Origin of the sequence: Nonomuraea sp. NPDC050404 (assembly GCF_040655495.1) — a bacterium.
Classification (GTDB): Bacteria; Actinomycetota; Actinomycetes; order Streptosporangiales; family Streptosporangiaceae; genus Nonomuraea.
The window spans coordinates 277,580-295,295 of the sequence record NZ_JBFAKB010000012.1 but is presented as its reverse complement, the minus strand read 5'-3'; the positions used below and the strand labels follow the sequence as shown (position 1 = coordinate 295,295).

The following is a 17,716-nucleotide window of genomic DNA, read 5'->3' as shown; positions in this document are numbered from 1 at the left end:
GGTGAGCCTGATGTGGCCACTTGGCAAGACCAAGGGGAATGCGCGATGGCCTGGGATGGTTGCACGATCTGGCACACTGGTAGCTGACCATTTTGCGGTTCCGGTTCACGCCGTGCGTGAAGGCGACCCGGCGGCCGCACCCCGAAAGGACAGCGATGAAGCGCGACATCCACCCCGACTACCACGTGACCCAGGTGTCCTGCTCCTGCGGTAACACGTTCACCACCCGTAGCACCGCCAAGAACGGCGTCATCCACGCCGACGTGTGCTCCGCCTGCCACCCGTTCTACACGGGCAAGCAGAAGATCCTGGACACCGGCGGCCGGGTGGCCCGCTTCGAGAAGCGCTTCGGCAAGAAGGCCACGGGCAAGTAGCTCCACTCACGCCGGCCCGGACGCACCCCGTGCGCCGGGTCGGCGTTCTTGGTGAAGCGGCCATACCTTACGAAAAAGGACCTCACGGTGAACCTCGACGAGTTGCTCAAGGAGTATTCCGAGCTGGAGCTGCAGCTCGCCGATCCCGCCGTGCACGCCGACCAGAACAAGGCCCGCACGCTCGGTCGCAGATACTCGCAGCTCACCCCGATCGTCGGCACCTACCGCGAGCTGGACTCCGCCCGCGAGGACCTGACGGCCGCCAAGGAGCTGGCCGGCGAGGACGAGGCGTTCGCCGCCGAGGCCGCGGAGCTCGCAGAGCGCATCCCGCAGCTTGAGGAGAAGCTCAGACACCTGCTCATCCCGCGCGATCCCAACGATGACAAGGACATCATCATGGAGATCAAGGCGGGCGAGGGCGGTGAGGAGTCCGCGCTGTTCGCGGGCGACCTGCTGCGCATGTACCTGCGCTTCGCCGAGCGGCTCGGCTGGAAGACCGAGGTCATCGACAGCCAGCCCTCCGACCTCGGCGGATACAAGGACGTCACGGTCGGCATCAGGGCCAAGGGCGACGAGGGCGTGTGGTCCAGGCTGAAGTTCGAGGGCGGTGTGCACCGCGTGCAGCGGGTGCCCGTCACCGAGTCCCAGGGCCGCATCCACACCAGCGCCGCGGGCGTGCTCGTCTATCCGGAGGCGGAGGAGGTCGACGTCCAGATCGACCCCAACGACCTGCGCATCGACGTCTACCGCTCCAGCGGCCCGGGTGGCCAGAGCGTCAACACCACCGACTCTGCGGTCCGCATCACCCACCTGCCCACCGGCGTCGTCGTCTCCTGTCAAAATGAGAAGAGCCAGCTCCAGAACAAGGAGTCGGCCCTGCGCATCCTGCGCGCCAGGCTGCTGGCCATCGCGCAGGAGGAGGCCGAGGCCGCCGCGCAGGCCGAGCGCAAGTCGCAGGTGCGCACCGTCGACCGCTCCGAGCGCGTACGCACCTACAACTTCCCGGAAAACCGCATCTCCGACCACCGCGTCGGCTTCAAGGCGTATAACCTCGACCAGGTTCTCGACGGTGAACTGACCGCCGTCACCCAGGCCCTCATCGACGCCGAAATGGCGGAGAAGCTCGCACAACACTCATGACATTTCTGCTGGACGAGATCGCGCTCGCCACCGCCCGGCTGGCCGAGGCAGGCGTTCCTTCGCCGCGCACCGACGCGGAGGAGATCGCGGCGTTCGTCCACGCCGTGCGCAGGAGCGAGCTGCACACGGTCAAGGACTCCGAGTTCGACGCGCTGTTCTGGGAGGGCGTCGCCCGCCGCGAGGCCCGCGAGCCGCTGCAGCACATCACCGGCCACGCCTACTTCCGCTATCTGGAGCTCTCGGTCGGTCCCGGCGTGTTCGTGCCGCGGCCGGAGACCGAGGTGATGACCGGCTGGGCCATCGAGACGCTGCGCGAGATGGACGTGACCGCGCCGCTCGTCGTCGATCTCGGCACGGGCTCCGGCGCGATCGCGCTGTCCATCGCCCAGGAGGTGGCGCTGGCCGAGGTGCACGCCGTGGAGGTCGATCCGGCGGCGTACACGTGGGCCAAGCGCAACATCTCCGAGCTCGGCCAGGGCCGCACCCACCTGCACCCCGAGGATCTCGCCGAGGCGCTGCCCGAGCTCAACGGCAAGGTGGACCTGGTCATCTCCAACCCGCCCTACATCCCGCCCGGCGCCGTCCCGCGCGATCCCGAGGTGCGCGACTACGATCCCTCCAGGGCTCTGTTCGGGTCGGGCGACGACGGGCTCGGCGAGGTGCGCGCGGTGGAGCGCACGGCCCGCCGGCTGCTGCGTCCTGGCGGCTGGATGGCCGTGGAACACGCCGATGAGCAGGGCCGGGCCGTTTATCTGACCTTCCCCGAGGACAACGGCTGGCGTGACGTACGCCTGCGCCAGGACCTCACCAGAAGAGACCGCTTCGTCACGGCCAAACTGGGCCAGGATTAGGATTTCGCCGTGGGACGACGTTTCGACTGCTCTGACGTGGACAAGCGGGCCGAGGGCCTGACGGAGGCCGCGGCCGCCGTACGACGTGGAGAGCTCGTGGTGCTGCCGACCGACACCGTCTACGGCATCGGGGCCGACGCCTTCACGCCGGCGGCCGTCACGGCGCTGCTCGACGCCAAGGGCCGGGGGCGCGACATGCCGCCGCCCGTGCTGGTGGGCACCGTCAGAGCGGCCACAGCGCTCATAGACGACCTGGGGCCGTACGGGCAGGACCTGATAGACGCCTTCTGGCCGGGGCCGCTCACGCTGGTCTGCAAGGCCAACAGGGCCCTTTCCTGGGACCTGGGGGACACCAAGGGCACGGTGGCGGTGCGCATGCCGCTGCATCCCGTGGCCCTCGACCTGCTCAAGGAGACCGGGCCGATGGCCGTCTCCAGCGCCAACCGCTCGGGCTCGCCCGCCGCGACCACGGCGGAGGAGGCCGAGGAGCAACTCGGGGAGTCGGTCGCGGTCTACCTCGACGCGGGCAAGACCAACGAGAACACGCCCTCCACCATCCTCGACCTCACCACGGCCGTGCCCCGGATGTTGCGGCGCGGGGCCATCCCGGTGGAGAAGCTGCGCGGCATCATCGGGTACGTCGCCACCGACGACTGAGGTATACCGGCTGCTTATTCCGGCTGCGGTCGCGCTCTGACCATGATTACGGTGAGGCCCGGAGCGGTGATACGTCCGGGAGTGGCGCATGGGCAAGTTCGACGGCATGGATCCCAAGCTGGTCCGTGACCTGCTGGCCGAGGTGAAGGGCGCGGCCACGCACATGCGTACGGCCGAGCTCAAGGTCCGGGCGGCCATGAACAGGGCCGGGCTCCTCAACGAGGCCAACCACCGGCCCGTCCAGATCGCCGACATGGTCGATGAGATGGTCAAGGACGTCGACACCCGGCTCCAGGACCTGGAGAAACGCGTCGATTCGCCGGGGATGGGGACTGGACCGGCTCCGGGCGGAAGCGAACGCGGAGAGCATGGCGGGCTTGGGGGTCCGCGCGCCGGTGAGCCTGAGGGCAAGACGGGCTCGGAGGGCAAGACGGGTTCGGAGGGCAAGACGGGCTCCGAGGTCAGACCTGGCTCCGAAGGCAGGCCCGGCTCCGAAGGCACGACAGGCTCCGACGGCACGACAGGCTCCGACGGGAAGACTGGCTCCGACGGGAAGACTGGCTCCGACGGGAAGACTGGCTCCGACGGGAAGACTGGCTCCGACGGGAAGACTGGCTCCGACGGGAGGCCCGGCCTCGACGGGCAGGACTGCGGCGACGCCAAGGACACGGGAGTCGGCCAGCCCCCCGGAACCGGTCAGGGCACTGGGATCGGGCAGGGCACGGGCGTCGGGGTCGGGTCTGAGGTCGGGCAAGGCGGGGGCACTGGAGTCGGAACCGAGGTCGGGCAGGGCGCGGGTGTCGGGGTCGGAACCGAGGCCGGGTACGGCGCGGGTGTCGGGGTCGGATCTGAGGTCGGGCAGGGTGCGGGCGCCGGGGTCGGAACCGGAATCGGACAGGACGCCGGGACGGGGCAGGGCTCGGGGAACGGGCAGGTCACCGGGTCCGAGCAGGGCACCGGGGTCGGGACCGGGGTCGGGCAGGGCACGGGCACGGGGCAGGAAACGGGTACGGGGCGGGACACCGGGGCGGACGGCAGTGTGACGGGTGCTCCTGTCCAGGACGGGCAGGAGGCGACCAAGGCGCAGGTCGTGGTGGTCGATGGGGTCAAGGTCCTGCAGGTGCCACTGGAACCGCCCGCGGCGGCGGCGATCGAGGACATGCTCGAAAACCCGAGCGCCGTGCAACCAGCCGAAATGCCCCAAGTGCCGGTAGATGCCGGGACCGCGGCGAACGCCACAACCGGCAACGGCGGCTCGGTGCCACCCCCGTCGGCGGAGGTGCCCGGCAGCGGCGTCCCATACGGAGGTTCGTCGGCGGAGACTCCCTCCAGCAGCGCCTCGTACGGCGGCTCGACGGCGGGGACGCCGGACACCGTCACCACGCCGGACAGTCGCACGGACGCCGATGGCGATGGCTGTGCGCAGGACAAGGACACGAACCCGCCGCCGACCGGCAAGGACACCATCCCGGAGCAGCCACCGACGACGGGTGACCGACCGGATCGGGGCACTGGCGACGGCCAGGGGAGCGCTGACCGTGGTGTGGGTGGCCAGGGTGGTTCCGATCAGGGCACCGGTGGCCGAGGTGGTGCCGATCAGGGTGGCCAGGGTAGGCCGGTCGCGATCCCGCCGACCAACCCCGGCGAGACGCCCACCGGCACGATCACCGACACCCCAGCCACGGGCGGTCAGGGAGGCTCTGATCGCGACGCCGGCGGTCAGGGATGCGACGATCAGGGCGCGGGTGGCCAGGGAGATGCCGATCGGGGTACGGGCGGCCGAGGCGGTGCCGATCAGGGCGTGGGTGGCCAAGGTGGTTCCGATCAGGGCACGGGTGGCCGAGGTGATGCGGATCAGGGTGGCCAGGGTAGGCCGGTCGCGATCCCGCCGACCAACCCCGCCGAGACGCCCACTGGCGCCGCCACCGACACCCCGCCCACGGCCACGGGATCAGGGACAGGTACAGGGACGGGGACGGAAACCGGCACGACAGGCCGGACAGGCGACGGCACCCAACCAGGCGCTTACGGCACAGGGTCGGTGTCCGGTCCGGAAGCTGGTTATGGCGCGGGGTCGGTTTCCGGTTCGGAGGGTTACGGGGCGGGGTCGGTTTCCGGTTCGGAGGGTGGTTACGGCGCAGGGTCGGTGTCCGGTCCGGAGGGTGGCTACGGCGCGGCATCGATGCCCGGTCCGGAAGCTGGTTACGGCGCGGGGGTCGGGGGCGGTGGGGATCCGTACAACGGTGGTGGGGATCCGTACAACGTTCTGATCGCGTATGACGTGGAGCCGGGATATGTCACGACCTCCGGTGAGGGTGGCGGGGACGTTGTGAGCAGGGAGGCGAGGCCGCCGGATATGGGGGCGCTCGGGACGGTGGTCGAGGATCATCGCGACATCCCGCCCCAGGACATGCCCTCGGTCCAGATCCCGCCCGGTGAGTACGGCAGCGGCGAGTGGGCCGCGCGGGACGTCGGGCCGGACGGTCGGCCGGGGGCCGTTGAGCCCGGGCGGCCGGAGAGGAGTGCGTGATGTACGTCGATCCGCAGCCCCCCAGGGCCAGGGAGCGGAACGAGGCTCCGCCCCAGCCGCCGGGCGGCCTGGAGGCAGGTCAGCCGCCCTATATGTTCAACCCCGAATACCAGAAGCTGATCGACGCCTGGGACAGCGTCAAGCCGCAGCTCGAAACGCTCAGCGCGGCACTCGACAAGGCGTACCTGCTGGCCAGGAGCCCCCAGACGTGGGACGCGCCGGTGGGGGAGCGGTATGTGGAGACCATCCGCGAGTGGCGCAGGAGGCTCGCGGCCTACCGTAATTCCGTGCTGACGGAGATCAGTGACACGGCGCTGGAGACGCCGCGGTGGGTGCGGACGACGGAGACGCCGAAGCCGTTCTGGTGAGATGAAATCTCGGGGAATCATCGGCTGCTGGGAGAATCGGACATTGGGGCGTACAGTGGGGAAATGGGTGCAGTGCCCTACTACGGTCCGGACTTCGGGCTGCTCCGGCAGCGGGATCCCGAGATCGCGCAGGTCCTGATCGACGAGCTCGATCGGGTGCGCGGCGGGGTCCAGTTGATCGCGAGCGAGAACTTCACCTCTCCCGCCGTCATGGCGGCCCTGGGTTCCACGCTCACCAACAAGTACGCCGAGGGCTACCCGGGCAGGCGCTACTACGGCGGCTGCGAGGTGGTGGACCGGGCCGAGTCGCTGGCGGTCGAGCGGGCCCGCGGGCTGTTCGGGGCCGAGCACGCGAACGTCCAGCCGCACTCGGGCGCCTCGGCGAACCTGGCCGCCTACGCGGCGCTGCTGCAGCCCGGCGACACCATGCTGGCCATGGCGCTGCCGCATGGCGGGCATCTCACCCATGGCTCGAAGGTGAACTTCTCGGGAAGATGGTTCGACGTCGTATCGTACGGCGTGCGTCGCGACAGCGAACTCATCGACTACGACGAGGTGCGGGATCTGGCGCTGCGGCACCAGCCGAAACTCATCGTGTGCGGCGCCACGGCGTACCCGAGGCTGATCGACTACGCGGTCTTCCGCGGCATCGCCGATGAGGTGGGGGCCTGGTTGCTGGCCGACGCGGCGCATCCGATCGGGTTGATGGCGGGCGGCGCGATCCCGTCGGCGGTGCCGTACGCGGACGTCGTCACCTTCACCACCCACAAGGCCCTGCGCGGCCCACGCGGCGGCGCGATCCTGTGCACCGGCGAGCTGGCCAGGAAGATCGACCGGGCGGTGTTCCCGTTCGTGCAGGGCGGGCCGCTGATGCACGTGGTGGCGGCCAAGGCGGTGGCGTTCGGGGAGGCGATGCGGCCGGAGTTCGCCGACTACGCCCGGCGGGTGATCGCCAACGCGCGGGCGCTGACCGAGGCGCTGGCCGTGGAGGGGATGCGGGCGGTTTCCGGCGGCACCGACACGCATCTGGCGCTGATCGACCTGCGCGGGGTGGGGGTCTCGGGGGCCGAGGCGGAGCGCAGGTGTGCGGCGGCGGGGATCACGCTCAACCGCAACGTGGTGCCCTACGACCCCGAGCCACCCGCCGTGACCTCGGGCATCCGGGTCGGCACGCCCTGCGTGACCACCCAGGGGATGGGGCCCCAGGAACTTAAGGAAATCGGCACCCTGGTGACCCGGGCGGTGCTCCATCCTGGCAGTTCGGAGGAGGTCAGGGAAAGAGTATCGGCGCTTCTGGCCATCCATCAGCCATATCTCAGCGAATATTAAGCGGGTCTGTGTCGATTTCCGGTCACAGCGGGCCGGAGCATCCGGGAAACTAGGTACGTGCGCGAATACCTCTTCATGGCGCTCATCTCAGCAGCGGTGACCTACTTGCTGGTCCCGCTGGTGCGGCGCTTCGCCATCCGCATCGGCGCCATGCCCGAGGTCCGTGAACGGGACGTGCACACCACGCCCACACCCAGGCTGGGCGGCCTGGCGATGTACGGCGGCCTGGTCGTCGGCCTGCTGGTCGCCGGAGCTCTCACCCACACGGGCGGGGAGCTGGCCGCGTTCAAGCTCGAGTCCAAGGCGGACGTGGTCACGGCGCTGATCGTGGCCGGGGCGCTCATCACGGTGACCGGGTTCCTCGACGACTGGTGGGGCATGGACGCCTTCATCAAGCTCGGCGGGCAGATCGCGGCGGCGGGCGTGCTGGTCTTCTTCGACCTGCGGCTGCTCTACATCCCGCTGCCGAGGGACTGGGGCGGCTCGATCAGCCTCGACCCCACGCTCAGCACCATCATCACGATCCTGGTCGTGGTCGTGACGATCAACGCGGTCAACTTCGTCGACGGGCTCGATGGGCTCGCGGCCGGCATCGTGTGCATCGCCGCCATGGCCACCTGGGCCTATTCGATCTTCCTGGCCCAGAGCATGGCCGCGGGCAACATCACCCCGACCGCCGCCATCGCCGCCGTCCTCATCGGCACGTGCCTGGGCTTCCTGCCGCACAACTTCCATCCCGCGAAGATCTTCATGGGGGACACGGGGGCCATGCTGATCGGCCTGGTGCTCGCCTCCTGCATCGTGACGGTGACCCCGCTCGACCCGGCGGCCATCGACGACATGAACAAGGTCGGCGTCCTGGTGCCGATCCTGCTGCCGGGCGCGGTGCTGATCCTTCCGCTCGTCGACCTGATCACCGCCGTGGTGCGGCGCACCTCGCAGGGACTGTCGCCGTTCTCGCCCGACCGCGGCCACCTGCACCATCGCCTGCTGGACTTCGGCCACTCGATGCGGCGCTCGGTGCTGATCATGTACGCGTGGGCGTTCCTGTTCGCCTTCGGCGTGGTGCTGATGTCCCGGGTGGGCGTGCCGGTGTTGTTGTTCCCGGTCGTCATCGTGCTGGCGCTGGCCGTGCTCGTCCTGATGGCGGCTCCGCGCTGGCGGGGAAGGGGCAGCGGGGGCTCGCACTCCGCGCGGAGGGGCAAGCAGCCGGATGACGACGATGGCCCGCCGACGGGGCCGATGCCGCCGGTCCCGCCGGATCCGCAGGTCGGGCGCCAGATGCCCCGGGCGGACGGCCCTCCGCGCGAGCGGGCGTCGGCCGACGGTAAACCGGTCATTCCGGCATTTCCGAGCCGTCCTTGATCGTGAACTAGAAACGGCAGGTAAAAGCGGTCTTCCGTGAGCTTGTGATATCTTTCACGAGCAGGGACTCCAGACGCACCGCTTCTGGAGGTAGCAAACGCTCGCTTGATAACTCGTTGATGGAGCACCGATGCAGGCCAACGACGTGCGCGTACTCAAAAGCGCCGCGATTCCGACCGCACTGGTTGGAGTGGTCGCGATCATCGTGGCGTTCCTGACGGCAGGCGGCAAGGGAGCGCTGGGCGCGGGCATCGGAACCCTGCTCGTCGGAGTCTTCTTCAGTATCAGCGTCGTGGCGGTGTCCTACGCCGCCCGCGTCTCCCCGCAGATGATGGCGATCGCCGCGATGCTCAGCTACCTCGTCAAGGTCGTCGCCATCATGCTCGTGCTGAGCGTCTTCGGTGACACGACGGCCTGGAACAACGTGGCCTTCGCCTGGTCGGTCGTGGTCTGCACGCTGGTCTGGACGGGCTTCGAGGTGCGTGCCTTCATCAAGACCAAGATGCTTTACGTCGACCCCGAAGCCAGGGTCCCCGGTAAGGGCGACTCATGAGGCTGGTTTCCGGACGGGGTCCGATATGACTAGTCCTCTACTCGCCTGCTATCGTCGGGGCCGCGATGAGCGCACAGGAACGCCGACCGGAAGAAGACGGTCGCGACTTCGCCGACGCCATGTGGTCTATCCCCAGCTCCTTGCTCGCCGGGATGGCGATCTATGGCGGCCTCGGGTGGTTGCTGGACCGGTGGCTCGACATGTCCGCGTTCTTTCCTATAGGCACCGTCCTGGGGCTGGTGCTTGCCGGCTATCTGGCCTACCGGAAGTTCTCTCGCTAGTCCGACGTAGCGACAACTTCGCCGAGGAAACCCTTGTGATCCAATACGACGTTGAAGGGAACGCCGCGTGATTACGCTGACGGCCCCAGCCCACGGTGACGAGTTCAGCGCGCCGACGCCAGACGAACTCTTCAACCTGCCCCCGATCATTGCCGGGGTCGACTGGTTCACCAAGCCGGTTCTGCTGGCGATTCTCAGCGCGATCCTGGTGATCGGCGTGTGCTGGGGCGCCTTCTCCAAGCCGAAGCTGGTGCCCAGAGGTCTGCAGAACGTTGTCGAGTACGGCTACATGTTCGTCCGCGACCAGGTCGCCCGCCCCTTCCTGGGCAAGGACAGCGACCGGTTCATGGGCCTGCTGGTGACCATGTTCTTCCTGGTCCTGGTCTGGAACCTGATGGGCGTCGTCCCCTTCATCCAGTTCCCGGTGGCCTCGCACATCGCCTTCCCGGCGGTGCTCGCCATCTCGGTCTACGTGCTCAAGATCTACCTCGGCGTCAAGTACCAGGGCGCGGGCGGCTACTTCAAGAACATGATGTTCCCGCCGGGGCTGCCCAAGCCGATCTACCTGCTGCTCTCGCCGATCGAGTTCTTGTCGAACATGATCATCGCGCCGTTCACGCACATGGTGCGACTGTTCGCGAACATGTTCGCCGGGCACATGCTGCTGGCCTTCTTCAGCATGGTCGGCTTCTGGTTCCTGTTCGAGAAGCTCACCCCGCTGGGCGCCGGTGTCGGTGTCCTCGGTGTGGTGATGACGATCATCTTCACTGGTTTTGAGATCTTCATCCAGTTCCTGCAGGCATTCCTCTTCGCGATGCTGGCATCGATGTACATCGGTGGCTCATTGCACGCAGAACACTGAGAACCACATACCGGAATATCCATGACCGGTGAGACTCCACTTCACCGGCCGTCCAGTAAAGGAATAACAGTAATGAGCGTTCTCGCTGAGGTCTCCGGCAACGTCACCGCCATCGGTTACGGTCTCGCCGCCATCGGCCCCGGCATCGGCGTCGGCATCATCTTCGGTCAGGGCGTGCAGGCCATCGCCCGCCAGCCGGAGGCGTACGGCCTGATCCGCCAGAACATGCTCCTTGGCTTCGTCCTCACCGAGGCCCTCGCCCTGATCGGTCTGGTCGCGCCGTTCCTCTTCGCGAACCTGTAAAGGCCAGAAGAATCCCTGACGAAAGGCTGCACCCATGAAACTGGCAGCTACGCTCGCCGCGGAGGAGGGTTTCAACCCTCTCATGCCGCACATGTACGAGCTCGTCGTCGGTATCTTCGCGTTCCTCGTCGTCTTCTTCGTCGTCGGCAGGATGCTCGTCCCGCGTATTCAGAAGACGCTGGCCGAGCGTACCGACGCCATCGAAGGCGGCATCAAGAGGGCGGAAGAGGCCCAGGCCGAGGCGCAGGTCCTGCAGCAGCAGTACCGCGACCAGCTCGCGGAGGCCAAGCTTGAGGCTGCCCGGCTGCGCGAGGAGGCTCGCGAGCAGGCCGCGCAGATCAAGGCCGAGCTCCGTGAGGAGGCGCAGGCCGAGGCCCGTCGCCTCGTCGAGGCCGCGCACGCGCAGATCGAGGCGGACCGCCAGGCGGCCTTCTCGCAGCTGCGCACCGAGATCGGCCGCCTGTCGACCGACCTGGCCGGCCGCATCGTCGGCGAGTCCCTTGAGGACGATGCCCGTCAGAGCCGCATCGTCGACAGGTTCCTCGACGAGCTGGAGAACTCGAACGCGCAGGCGGTGCGCTGATGCGCGGTTTGAGCAGGACCTCGCTGGCCGAAGTCGAAGAGCGGTTCAACGCGGTCGCCGGCAGCGCCGACCTCGGCGCGCTCTCCGACGAGCTGTTCGCGGTCGCGGATCTGCTCGACCGTGAGCACGGCCTGCGCCGCGCCCTGTCCGACCCGGCCAGGCCCGGCGAGCAGAAGGCGGACGCCGTCCGCTCGCTGCTCGGCGGCAAGGTCGGCGAGGCGGCGCTGGCCACCGTCGAGGCCGCGGTCGCGGCCAGGTGGTCGCGCGCGGGTGACCTGCCCGACGTGCTCGAACGGCTCGGTGTCGTCGGCTCGGCGGCGGAGGCGGAGGGCCAGTCCCGGCTCGACGAGGTGGAGGACGAGCTCTTCCGCTTCGGCCGCATCGTCGCCGCCAACCCCGGCCTGCGCCGGGCGCTGACCGACCCTGCCGCGCCCGAGGCGGGCAAGCGCGAACTGCTGCGCGACCTGCTCGACGGCAAGGTCGCCCCGACCAGCCTGCGACTGGTCACGCAGATCGTCGTCCATCCGCGTGGGCGTAGCCTGGAGAGCGGCCTGGAAGAGGCCGGCCAGCTCGTGGCCCAGCAGCGGCAGCGTCTCGTCGCGGTGGTACGCAGCGCGGTCGAGCTGTCGCAGGCGCAGAGAGAGCGCCTGGCAGTGTGGCTGCGCAACTCGTACGGCCGTGATGTGCACCTGAACGTCGAGGTGGACAAGCGGGTGCTCGGTGGGTTCTCGGTCCGCATCGGCGACGAGATCATCGACACCACCATCGTGGGACGAATCGAAGAAGTCCGCCGCCGGTTGGCCGGCTGAGGCGCGCATTGGGCGCGAATGAATAGGGAGACAGAGTAGAGATGGCGGAGCTTACGATCCGGCCGGACGAGATCCGGGACGCGCTTGAGCGCTTCGTCCAGGCGTACGAACCGGAAGGCGCCGCGCGCGAGGAGATCGGGACCGTTGTCGACGCGGGCGACGGCATTGCCCATGTCTCCGGCCTTCCCTCGGCGATGGCGAACGAGCTGCTCGAGTTCGAGAATGGCACGCGCGGCCTGGCACTGAACCTCGACACCCGCGAGATCGGTGTCGTTATCCTGGGCGACTTCGCGGGCATCGAGGAGGGCCAGACGGTCCGCAGGACGGGCGAGGTCCTGTCCGTGCCCGTCGGCGACAACTTCCTCGGCCGCGTGGTCGACCCCCTGGGCAACCCGCTCGACGGCAAGGGCGCCATCGAGGCCGAGGGCACGCGTGCCCTTGAGCTTCAGGCCCCCACGGTCGTCCAGCGGCAGCCCGTGAAGGAGTCGCTGGCCACGGGTATCAAGGCCATCGACGCCATGACGGCGATCGGCCGTGGTCAGCGTCAGCTGATCATCGGTGACCGCGGCACCGGCAAGACCGCGATCGCCGTGGACACCATTCTCAACCAGCGTGAGAACTGGGCCTCCGGCGACCCCACCAAGCAGGTGCGCTGCGTCTACGTCGCGGTCGGCCAGAAGGGCTCGACCATCGCACAGGTGCGCGCCCGCCTGGAGGAGGCCGGCGCGATGGAGTACACCACCATCGTGGCCGCTCCCGCCTCCGAGGCCGCCGGCTTCAAGTACATCGCCCCCTACGCCGGGTCGGCGATCGGTCAGCACTGGATGTACCAGGGCAAGCACGTCCTGATCGTCTTCGACGACCTGACCAAGCAGGCGGACGCCTACCGCGCCGTCTCCCTGCTGCTGCGCCGCCCGCCGGGCCGTGAGGCCTTCCCCGGCGACGTCTTCTACCTCCACTCCCGGCTGCTGGAGCGCTGCGCCAAGCTCTCCGACGACATGGGCGCCGGCTCGATGACGGGTCTGCCGATCATCGAGACCAAGGGCAACGACGTCTCGGCGTTCATCCCGACCAACGTCATCTCCATCACCGACGGCCAGGTCTTCCTCGAGACCGACCTGTTCAACGCCGGTGTGCGCCCGGCCATCAACGTCGGTGTGTCGGTGTCCCGAGTCGGTGGTTCCGCTCAGGCCAAGGCCATGCGGAAGGTCGCGGGCACGCTGCGTCTGTCGCTGTCGCAGTACCGTGACCTTGAGGCGTTCGCGTCCTTCGCCTCCGACCTGGACGCCGCCTCCAAGGCTCAGCTCGAGCGCGGCCAGCGTCTGGTCGAGCTGCTCAAGCAGGCCCAGTACAGCCCGTTCGCGCTGGAGCGCGAGGTGGCCTCGATCTGGGCGGGCACGACGGGCGAGCTGGACGAGGTGCCGATCGAGGACATCCGCCGCTTCGAGAGCGAGTTCCTGGACTACATCCAGTCCTCGAACAAGGGCATCTTCGACACCATCCGGGAGACCAGGGAACTGGTCGACGACACGGTGACCGCGCTCAAGGACGCCATCACGGAGTTCAAGAAGGGCTTCACCACCTCCTCGGGTGAGCTGCTGGTCAAGGACGAGCCGGTGGCGCCGCTGGCGGCCGGAGAGGTCGGCCAGGAGAAGATCAAGAAGGTCGTCCGGTCTGCGGAGAAGAAGTAAGACATGGGTGCCCAGCTAAGACTGCTGCGGCGGCGGATCAACTCGGTCAAGTCGATCACGAAGATCTCCCGCGCGCAGGAGCTCATTGCCTCTTCACGGATCGTGAAGGCGCAGCAGCGGATGCAGGCGGCGCTGCCGTACGAGCGCGAGATCACTCGCGCCGTCACCGGCGTCGTCAGCAACGCCGCCAGCGTCGACCATCCGCTGACCGTGGCGAAGGAGAACCCCGCCAAGGCGGGCGTCCTCATCGTCACCTCCGACAGCGGGTTCTGCGGTGGCTTCAACGCCAACGTGCTGCGTGAGGCCGAGGCCCTGCGCGGGCTGCTCGAAAGCCGCGGGCTGACCGTGGTGCCGTTCGTCACCGGGACCAAGGGTGTCGTCTGGCACTCCTTCCGCAACCGGGAGATGGGTGGCAGCTGGGTCGGGTTCACCCGCAAGCCGGCCTACTCCAACGCGAAGGAAGTCGCGAGCACGCTGATCGACTCCTTCAAGGACGACAACGGGATCGACGAGATCCACATCGTCTCGACCGAGTTCGTCTCGATGCTCACGCAGAACGTCGTGGTCAAGCGGATTCTGCCGCTGGAGATCGAGGAGACCGAGGCGACGGAGTCGACCGCGATCCCGCCGTACTTCGAGTTCGAGCCCACCGCGGCGGACGTGCTGGAGTCGCTGCTGCCGCGCTACGTGGAGTCGCGCATCTTCAGCGCGCTGCTCCAGTCGGCCGCCTCCGAGGAGGCCGCGCGGCGGCGTGCGATGAAGGCCGCGACCGACAATGGCAACGAGTTGATGCGGGTGCTCACCCAGCAGATGAACCAGGCTCGCCAGGCCGACATCACCCAGGAAATCAGCGAGATCGTCGGTGGCGCCAACGCGCTCGCTGACGCCGCAGCGGGGAAAGAGTGAAATGACTGCAGAGGCTGTTGAAACTGTAGAAGCCCCCGCGGCCGGCACTGGCCGCGTGGCACGTGTCACCGGCGCCGTCGTCGACGTGGAGTTCCCCGTCGAGGCGATGCCCGACATCTATAACGCGCTCAAGGTCGAGGTGACCCTCGGCGGCGAGACCAAGACCCTGACGCTCGAGGTCGCCCAGCACCTGGGTGACAACCTCGTCCGCGCCATCTCCATGCAGCCCACCGACGGCCTGGTCCGCGGCCAGGCGGTCGTCGACACCGACGCGCCGATCTCGGTGCCCGTCGGCGACGTCGTCAAGGGCCACGTGTGGAACGCGCTGGGCGAGACGCTCGACGTCCCGACCGCGTCGCTGAAGATCGAGGAGCGGTGGGGCATCCACCGTCCCTCCCCGGCCTTCGACCAGCTCGAGTCCCGTACCGAGCTGCTGGTCACCGGTATCAAGGTCATCGACCTGCTCACCCCGTACGTGCAGGGTGGGAAGATCGGCCTGTTCGGCGGCGCCGGCGTGGGCAAGACGGTTCTCATCCAGGAGATGATCCGTCGAGTCGCCCGTAACTTCGGTGGCACGTCGTGCTTCGCCGGTGTGGGCGAGCGTACCCGTGAGGGCAACGACCTCTGGCTGGAGATGGAGGAGGCGGACGTCCTCAAGGACACCGCGCTCGTCTTCGGCCAGATGGACGAGCCGCCGGGCACCCGTCTGCGGGTCGCCCTGTCGGCGCTGACGATGGCGGAGTACTTCCGCGATGTGCAGAAGCAGGACGTGCTGCTGTTCATCGACAACATCTTCCGCTTCACGCAGGCCGGTTCCGAGGTCTCCACGCTGCTCGGCCGTATGCCCTCCGCCGTGGGTTACCAGCCCACGCTGGCCGACGAGATGGGTGTGCTGCAGGAGCGCATCACCTCGACGCGCGGTCACTCGATCACCTCCATGCAGGCGATCTACGTCCCCGCGGACGACATCACCGACCCGGCCCCGCACAACGCGTTCGCGCACCTCGACGCGCAGACCGTGCTTTCGCGGCCGATCTCGGAGAAGGGCATCTACCCGGCGGTGGACCCGCTGGACTCCTCCTCCCGCATCCTCGACCCGCAGATCGTGGGCGAGGAGCACTACGCGGTGGCCCAGGAGACCAAGCGGATCCTGCAGAAGTACCGCGAGCTCCAGGACATCATCGCGATCCTCGGTATCGACGAGCTGCCCGAGGAGGACAAGGTCACCGTCCAGCGGGCCCGCCGCATCGAGCGCTTCCTGTCGCACCCGATGTACGCGGCCGAGGCCTTCACCGGCCAGCCGGGCGAGACCGTGCCGCTCGACGAGACCATCGCCTCCTTCAAGGGGCTGTGCGCCGGTGACTACGACCACCTGCCCGAGCAGGCGTTCTTCATGGTCGGTGGCATCGAGCAGGCCATCGCGAAGGCCGAGGAACTCAAGCGCCGCTAATCGCCCCATGGTGATGGCGCGGCCCGCGGGTCGTGCCATCACCTGATCGGAAAGGAACCTACACAAGTGGCGAAGCTACGCGTAGGGGTTGTCTCACCCGAGCGTGAGATCTGGTCGGGCGAGGCCGACATGGTGATTGCCAAGACCGTGGACGGCGAGATCGGTATTATGCCGCAACACGCACCTGTGCTCGGCGTCCTGGTCGAGGGCGGCGTGCTGCGCGTGAAGCGGGAGGGCGAGGGCGACCTCGTGGCGGCGGTGCACGGCGGTTTCATCTCCGTGGCCGACGACGAGGTGTCCGTGCTCGCCGAGGTGGCCGAGCTCGGTTCCGAGGTCGACGTCGCGGCTGCCCGCGACGCTCTCGACCGGGCCCAGGCCTCGATCGAGGCCAACCAGGAGGATGCCGACGCGGCGATCGAGGCCAAGCGTGCCAAGGCCCGGCTCCGCGCGGCGGGCGAAGAGGTTTAATACATACAAGCGGGCATTCGGGGGGCGGCATGGTAGAGACGGTTGTGATTGTCCTAGTGCTGCTGGCCGCCCTCGTCGTGCTCCGCGGGGTGATGCTCGCCCGGTCGAGGGGCAGCGTGCCCTGTCGCCTGCGTGTTGGTGACCGCGGGTGGCAGAGCGGAGTGGCCCGGTATGCCGACGGGGAGCTCCATTGGATCCCGCTCGTCGGCGTCCGACTCAGGCCGCGCCACGCTATCGCGAGGCGCGGCCTTGTCGTTTCCGCCCGGCGGGAGATCGACGGCGGGCTGTTCGCGGTGGACTTCGAGGGCTCCACGCGGGGGATCTCGCTCGCGATGAGCGCCGATGCCCTGACTGGATTCCTGGCCTGGCTCGAATCAGCTCCCCCCAGCGCCTACCTGGATGTGGCTTGATTTTTTACGGCACAGCGGTGGTTTTCCACCCGCCGTACTTCGGCTGATGGCATTCCAGGGGAACGGCCTCTGACCCTTCAGTGGTGATCCGCCGTCACGGAGCGTCTTCTTGGCCGGTTACCGGGTGCCACCCGGTTTCCACAGGATCTCGTTGCCGGCGTGGGCTACCCGGCAGGCGACGAACAGCAGGTCCGACAGGCGGTTGAGGTAGGTGGCCGTCAGCGGGTTCATGTCGTTGTGCTGCTGTAGGGCTGCCCAGGTTGTGCGTTCTGCTCTGCGGACTGTTACGCGGGCTACGTGCAGGGCCGCCGTTGCGGGGTCGCCGCCGGGGAGGATGAAGCTGCGTAGGGGCTTGAGGGCCTCGTTGAAGTGGTCGCACTGTTCTTCGAGGCGGTCTATGTAGGACTGTTCCACGCGGAGTGGGGGGAACTCCGGGTTTTCTATGACGGGGGTGGCCAGGTCGGCGCCCACGTCGAACAGTTCGTTCTGGATGCGGACCAGGGCCTGGGCCAGGTCGTCGGGGAACGTGCCGTGGGACAGGGCCAGGCCCAGGTGGGCGTTGGCCTCCTCCACGTCGGCGTAGGCGGCCAGTCGGGTGTCGGTCTTCGGTGTGCGGCTGCCGTCCACCAGCGCCGTGCTGCCATCGTCGCCCGCGCGGGTGTAGATGTGTGAGAGGACGACCGGTTTGTCCTTGTCGGCACGCGTCATGGCCTCAGCGTAATGACAAATGTCATCCAGATCTTCCGCGGGATCCACATCGCGCCGATGATTTACACGACTACCTGG

The 17,716-nt window shown here is 68.2% G+C and carries 20 protein-coding genes; 19 read left to right on the top strand and 1 reads right to left on the bottom strand.

Annotated elements, in window-relative coordinates:
* The first annotated feature begins 155 nt into the window (after positions 1–155).
* The 19 genes from rpmE to AB0I81_RS32360 all read left to right on the top strand — a co-directional run bounded on the left by rpmE (position 156) and on the right by AB0I81_RS32360 (position 16,930).
* Positions 156–374, top strand: a complete 219-nt coding sequence (rpmE, locus tag AB0I81_RS32450; RefSeq protein WP_043616312.1) for a 50S ribosomal protein L31 — start codon at positions 156–158, stop codon at positions 372–374.
* Positions 375–425: 51 nt separating this feature from the next.
* Positions 426–1,514: a peptide chain release factor 1 gene (prfA, locus tag AB0I81_RS32445; RefSeq protein WP_360664161.1), complete on the top strand. Its 1,089-nt coding sequence runs from the start codon at positions 426–428 to the stop codon at positions 1,512–1,514.
* On the top strand, positions 1,511–2,365 hold the full coding sequence (gene prmC / locus AB0I81_RS32440) for a peptide chain release factor N(5)-glutamine methyltransferase (RefSeq protein ID WP_360664159.1): 855 nt from the start codon (positions 1,511–1,513) through the stop codon (positions 2,363–2,365). The genes prfA and prmC overlap by 4 nt, the downstream gene beginning before the upstream one ends.
* Before the next feature lie 9 nt (positions 2,366–2,374).
* Positions 2,375–3,022, top strand: coding sequence for an L-threonylcarbamoyladenylate synthase (locus AB0I81_RS32435; protein ID WP_360664156.1), 648 nt, complete (start codon positions 2,375–2,377; stop codon positions 3,020–3,022).
* 88 nt (positions 3,023–3,110) lie between these two features.
* Complete coding sequence (locus tag AB0I81_RS32430; protein WP_360664153.1) at positions 3,111–5,552, top strand: hypothetical protein; 2,442 nt, start codon at positions 3,111–3,113, stop codon at positions 5,550–5,552.
* Positions 5,552–5,920, top strand: coding sequence for a hypothetical protein (locus AB0I81_RS32425; protein ID WP_360664150.1), 369 nt, complete (start codon positions 5,552–5,554; stop codon positions 5,918–5,920). The genes AB0I81_RS32430 and AB0I81_RS32425 overlap by 1 nt, the downstream gene beginning before the upstream one ends.
* Before the next feature lie 63 nt (positions 5,921–5,983).
* A complete protein-coding gene (glyA, locus tag AB0I81_RS32420; protein WP_360664148.1) occupies positions 5,984–7,249 on the top strand; it encodes a serine hydroxymethyltransferase in 1,266 nt (421 codons plus the stop codon).
* A gap of 57 nt (positions 7,250–7,306) precedes the next feature.
* On the top strand, positions 7,307–8,614 hold the full coding sequence (locus tag AB0I81_RS32415; RefSeq protein ID WP_360664145.1) for an MraY family glycosyltransferase: 1,308 nt from the start codon (positions 7,307–7,309) through the stop codon (positions 8,612–8,614).
* 130 nt (positions 8,615–8,744) lie between these two features.
* The gene (locus tag AB0I81_RS32410; protein ID WP_360664142.1) at positions 8,745–9,167 is read left to right on the top strand and encodes a hypothetical protein; all 423 of its coding nucleotides are present in this window, start codon (positions 8,745–8,747) and stop codon (positions 9,165–9,167) included.
* A gap of 65 nt (positions 9,168–9,232) precedes the next feature.
* Positions 9,233–9,448: an AtpZ/AtpI family protein gene (locus AB0I81_RS32405; RefSeq protein ID WP_360664139.1), complete on the top strand. Its 216-nt coding sequence runs from the start codon at positions 9,233–9,235 to the stop codon at positions 9,446–9,448.
* A 67-nt stretch (positions 9,449–9,515) separates the two neighbouring features.
* Positions 9,516–10,310, top strand: a complete 795-nt coding sequence (gene atpB / locus AB0I81_RS32400; protein WP_360664136.1) for a F0F1 ATP synthase subunit A — start codon at positions 9,516–9,518, stop codon at positions 10,308–10,310.
* Between the two features lie 72 nt (positions 10,311–10,382).
* Positions 10,383–10,613 (top strand): ATP synthase F0 subunit C, encoded by a 231-nt coding sequence (gene atpE / locus AB0I81_RS32395; protein WP_103955992.1) that lies wholly within the window; start codon positions 10,383–10,385, stop codon positions 10,611–10,613.
* A gap of 34 nt (positions 10,614–10,647) precedes the next feature.
* Positions 10,648–11,196 (top strand): F0F1 ATP synthase subunit B, encoded by a 549-nt coding sequence (locus tag AB0I81_RS32390; RefSeq protein WP_360664133.1) that lies wholly within the window; start codon positions 10,648–10,650, stop codon positions 11,194–11,196.
* Complete coding sequence (locus AB0I81_RS32385; RefSeq protein WP_360664130.1) at positions 11,196–12,005, top strand: F0F1 ATP synthase subunit delta; 810 nt, start codon at positions 11,196–11,198, stop codon at positions 12,003–12,005. The genes AB0I81_RS32390 and AB0I81_RS32385 overlap by 1 nt, the downstream gene beginning before the upstream one ends.
* Positions 12,006–12,046: 41 nt before the next feature.
* Positions 12,047–13,696, top strand: coding sequence for a F0F1 ATP synthase subunit alpha (atpA, locus tag AB0I81_RS32380; RefSeq protein ID WP_360664127.1), 1,650 nt, complete (start codon positions 12,047–12,049; stop codon positions 13,694–13,696).
* A gap of 3 nt (positions 13,697–13,699) precedes the next feature.
* Entirely contained in the window at positions 13,700–14,602 is a 903-nt protein-coding gene (locus AB0I81_RS32375; protein ID WP_360664124.1) for a F0F1 ATP synthase subunit gamma, read from the top strand.
* A gap of 1 nt (position 14,603) precedes the next feature.
* On the top strand, positions 14,604–16,052 hold the full coding sequence (gene atpD / locus AB0I81_RS32370) for a F0F1 ATP synthase subunit beta (RefSeq protein WP_360664121.1): 1,449 nt from the start codon (positions 14,604–14,606) through the stop codon (positions 16,050–16,052).
* A 66-nt stretch (positions 16,053–16,118) separates the two neighbouring features.
* Positions 16,119–16,520, top strand: a complete 402-nt coding sequence (locus AB0I81_RS32365) for a F0F1 ATP synthase subunit epsilon (RefSeq protein ID WP_189126113.1) — start codon at positions 16,119–16,121, stop codon at positions 16,518–16,520.
* A gap of 29 nt (positions 16,521–16,549) precedes the next feature.
* Entirely contained in the window at positions 16,550–16,930 is a 381-nt protein-coding gene (locus AB0I81_RS32360; protein ID WP_360664118.1) for a DUF2550 family protein, read from the top strand.
* Between the two features lie 117 nt (positions 16,931–17,047).
* Here the strand turns inward: AB0I81_RS32360 and AB0I81_RS32355 are convergent, their stop codons facing one another.
* Complete coding sequence (locus AB0I81_RS32355) at positions 17,048–17,638, bottom strand: cob(I)yrinic acid a,c-diamide adenosyltransferase (protein WP_360664115.1); 591 nt, start codon at positions 17,636–17,638, stop codon at positions 17,048–17,050.
* Positions 17,639–17,716: the final 78 nt, after the last annotated feature.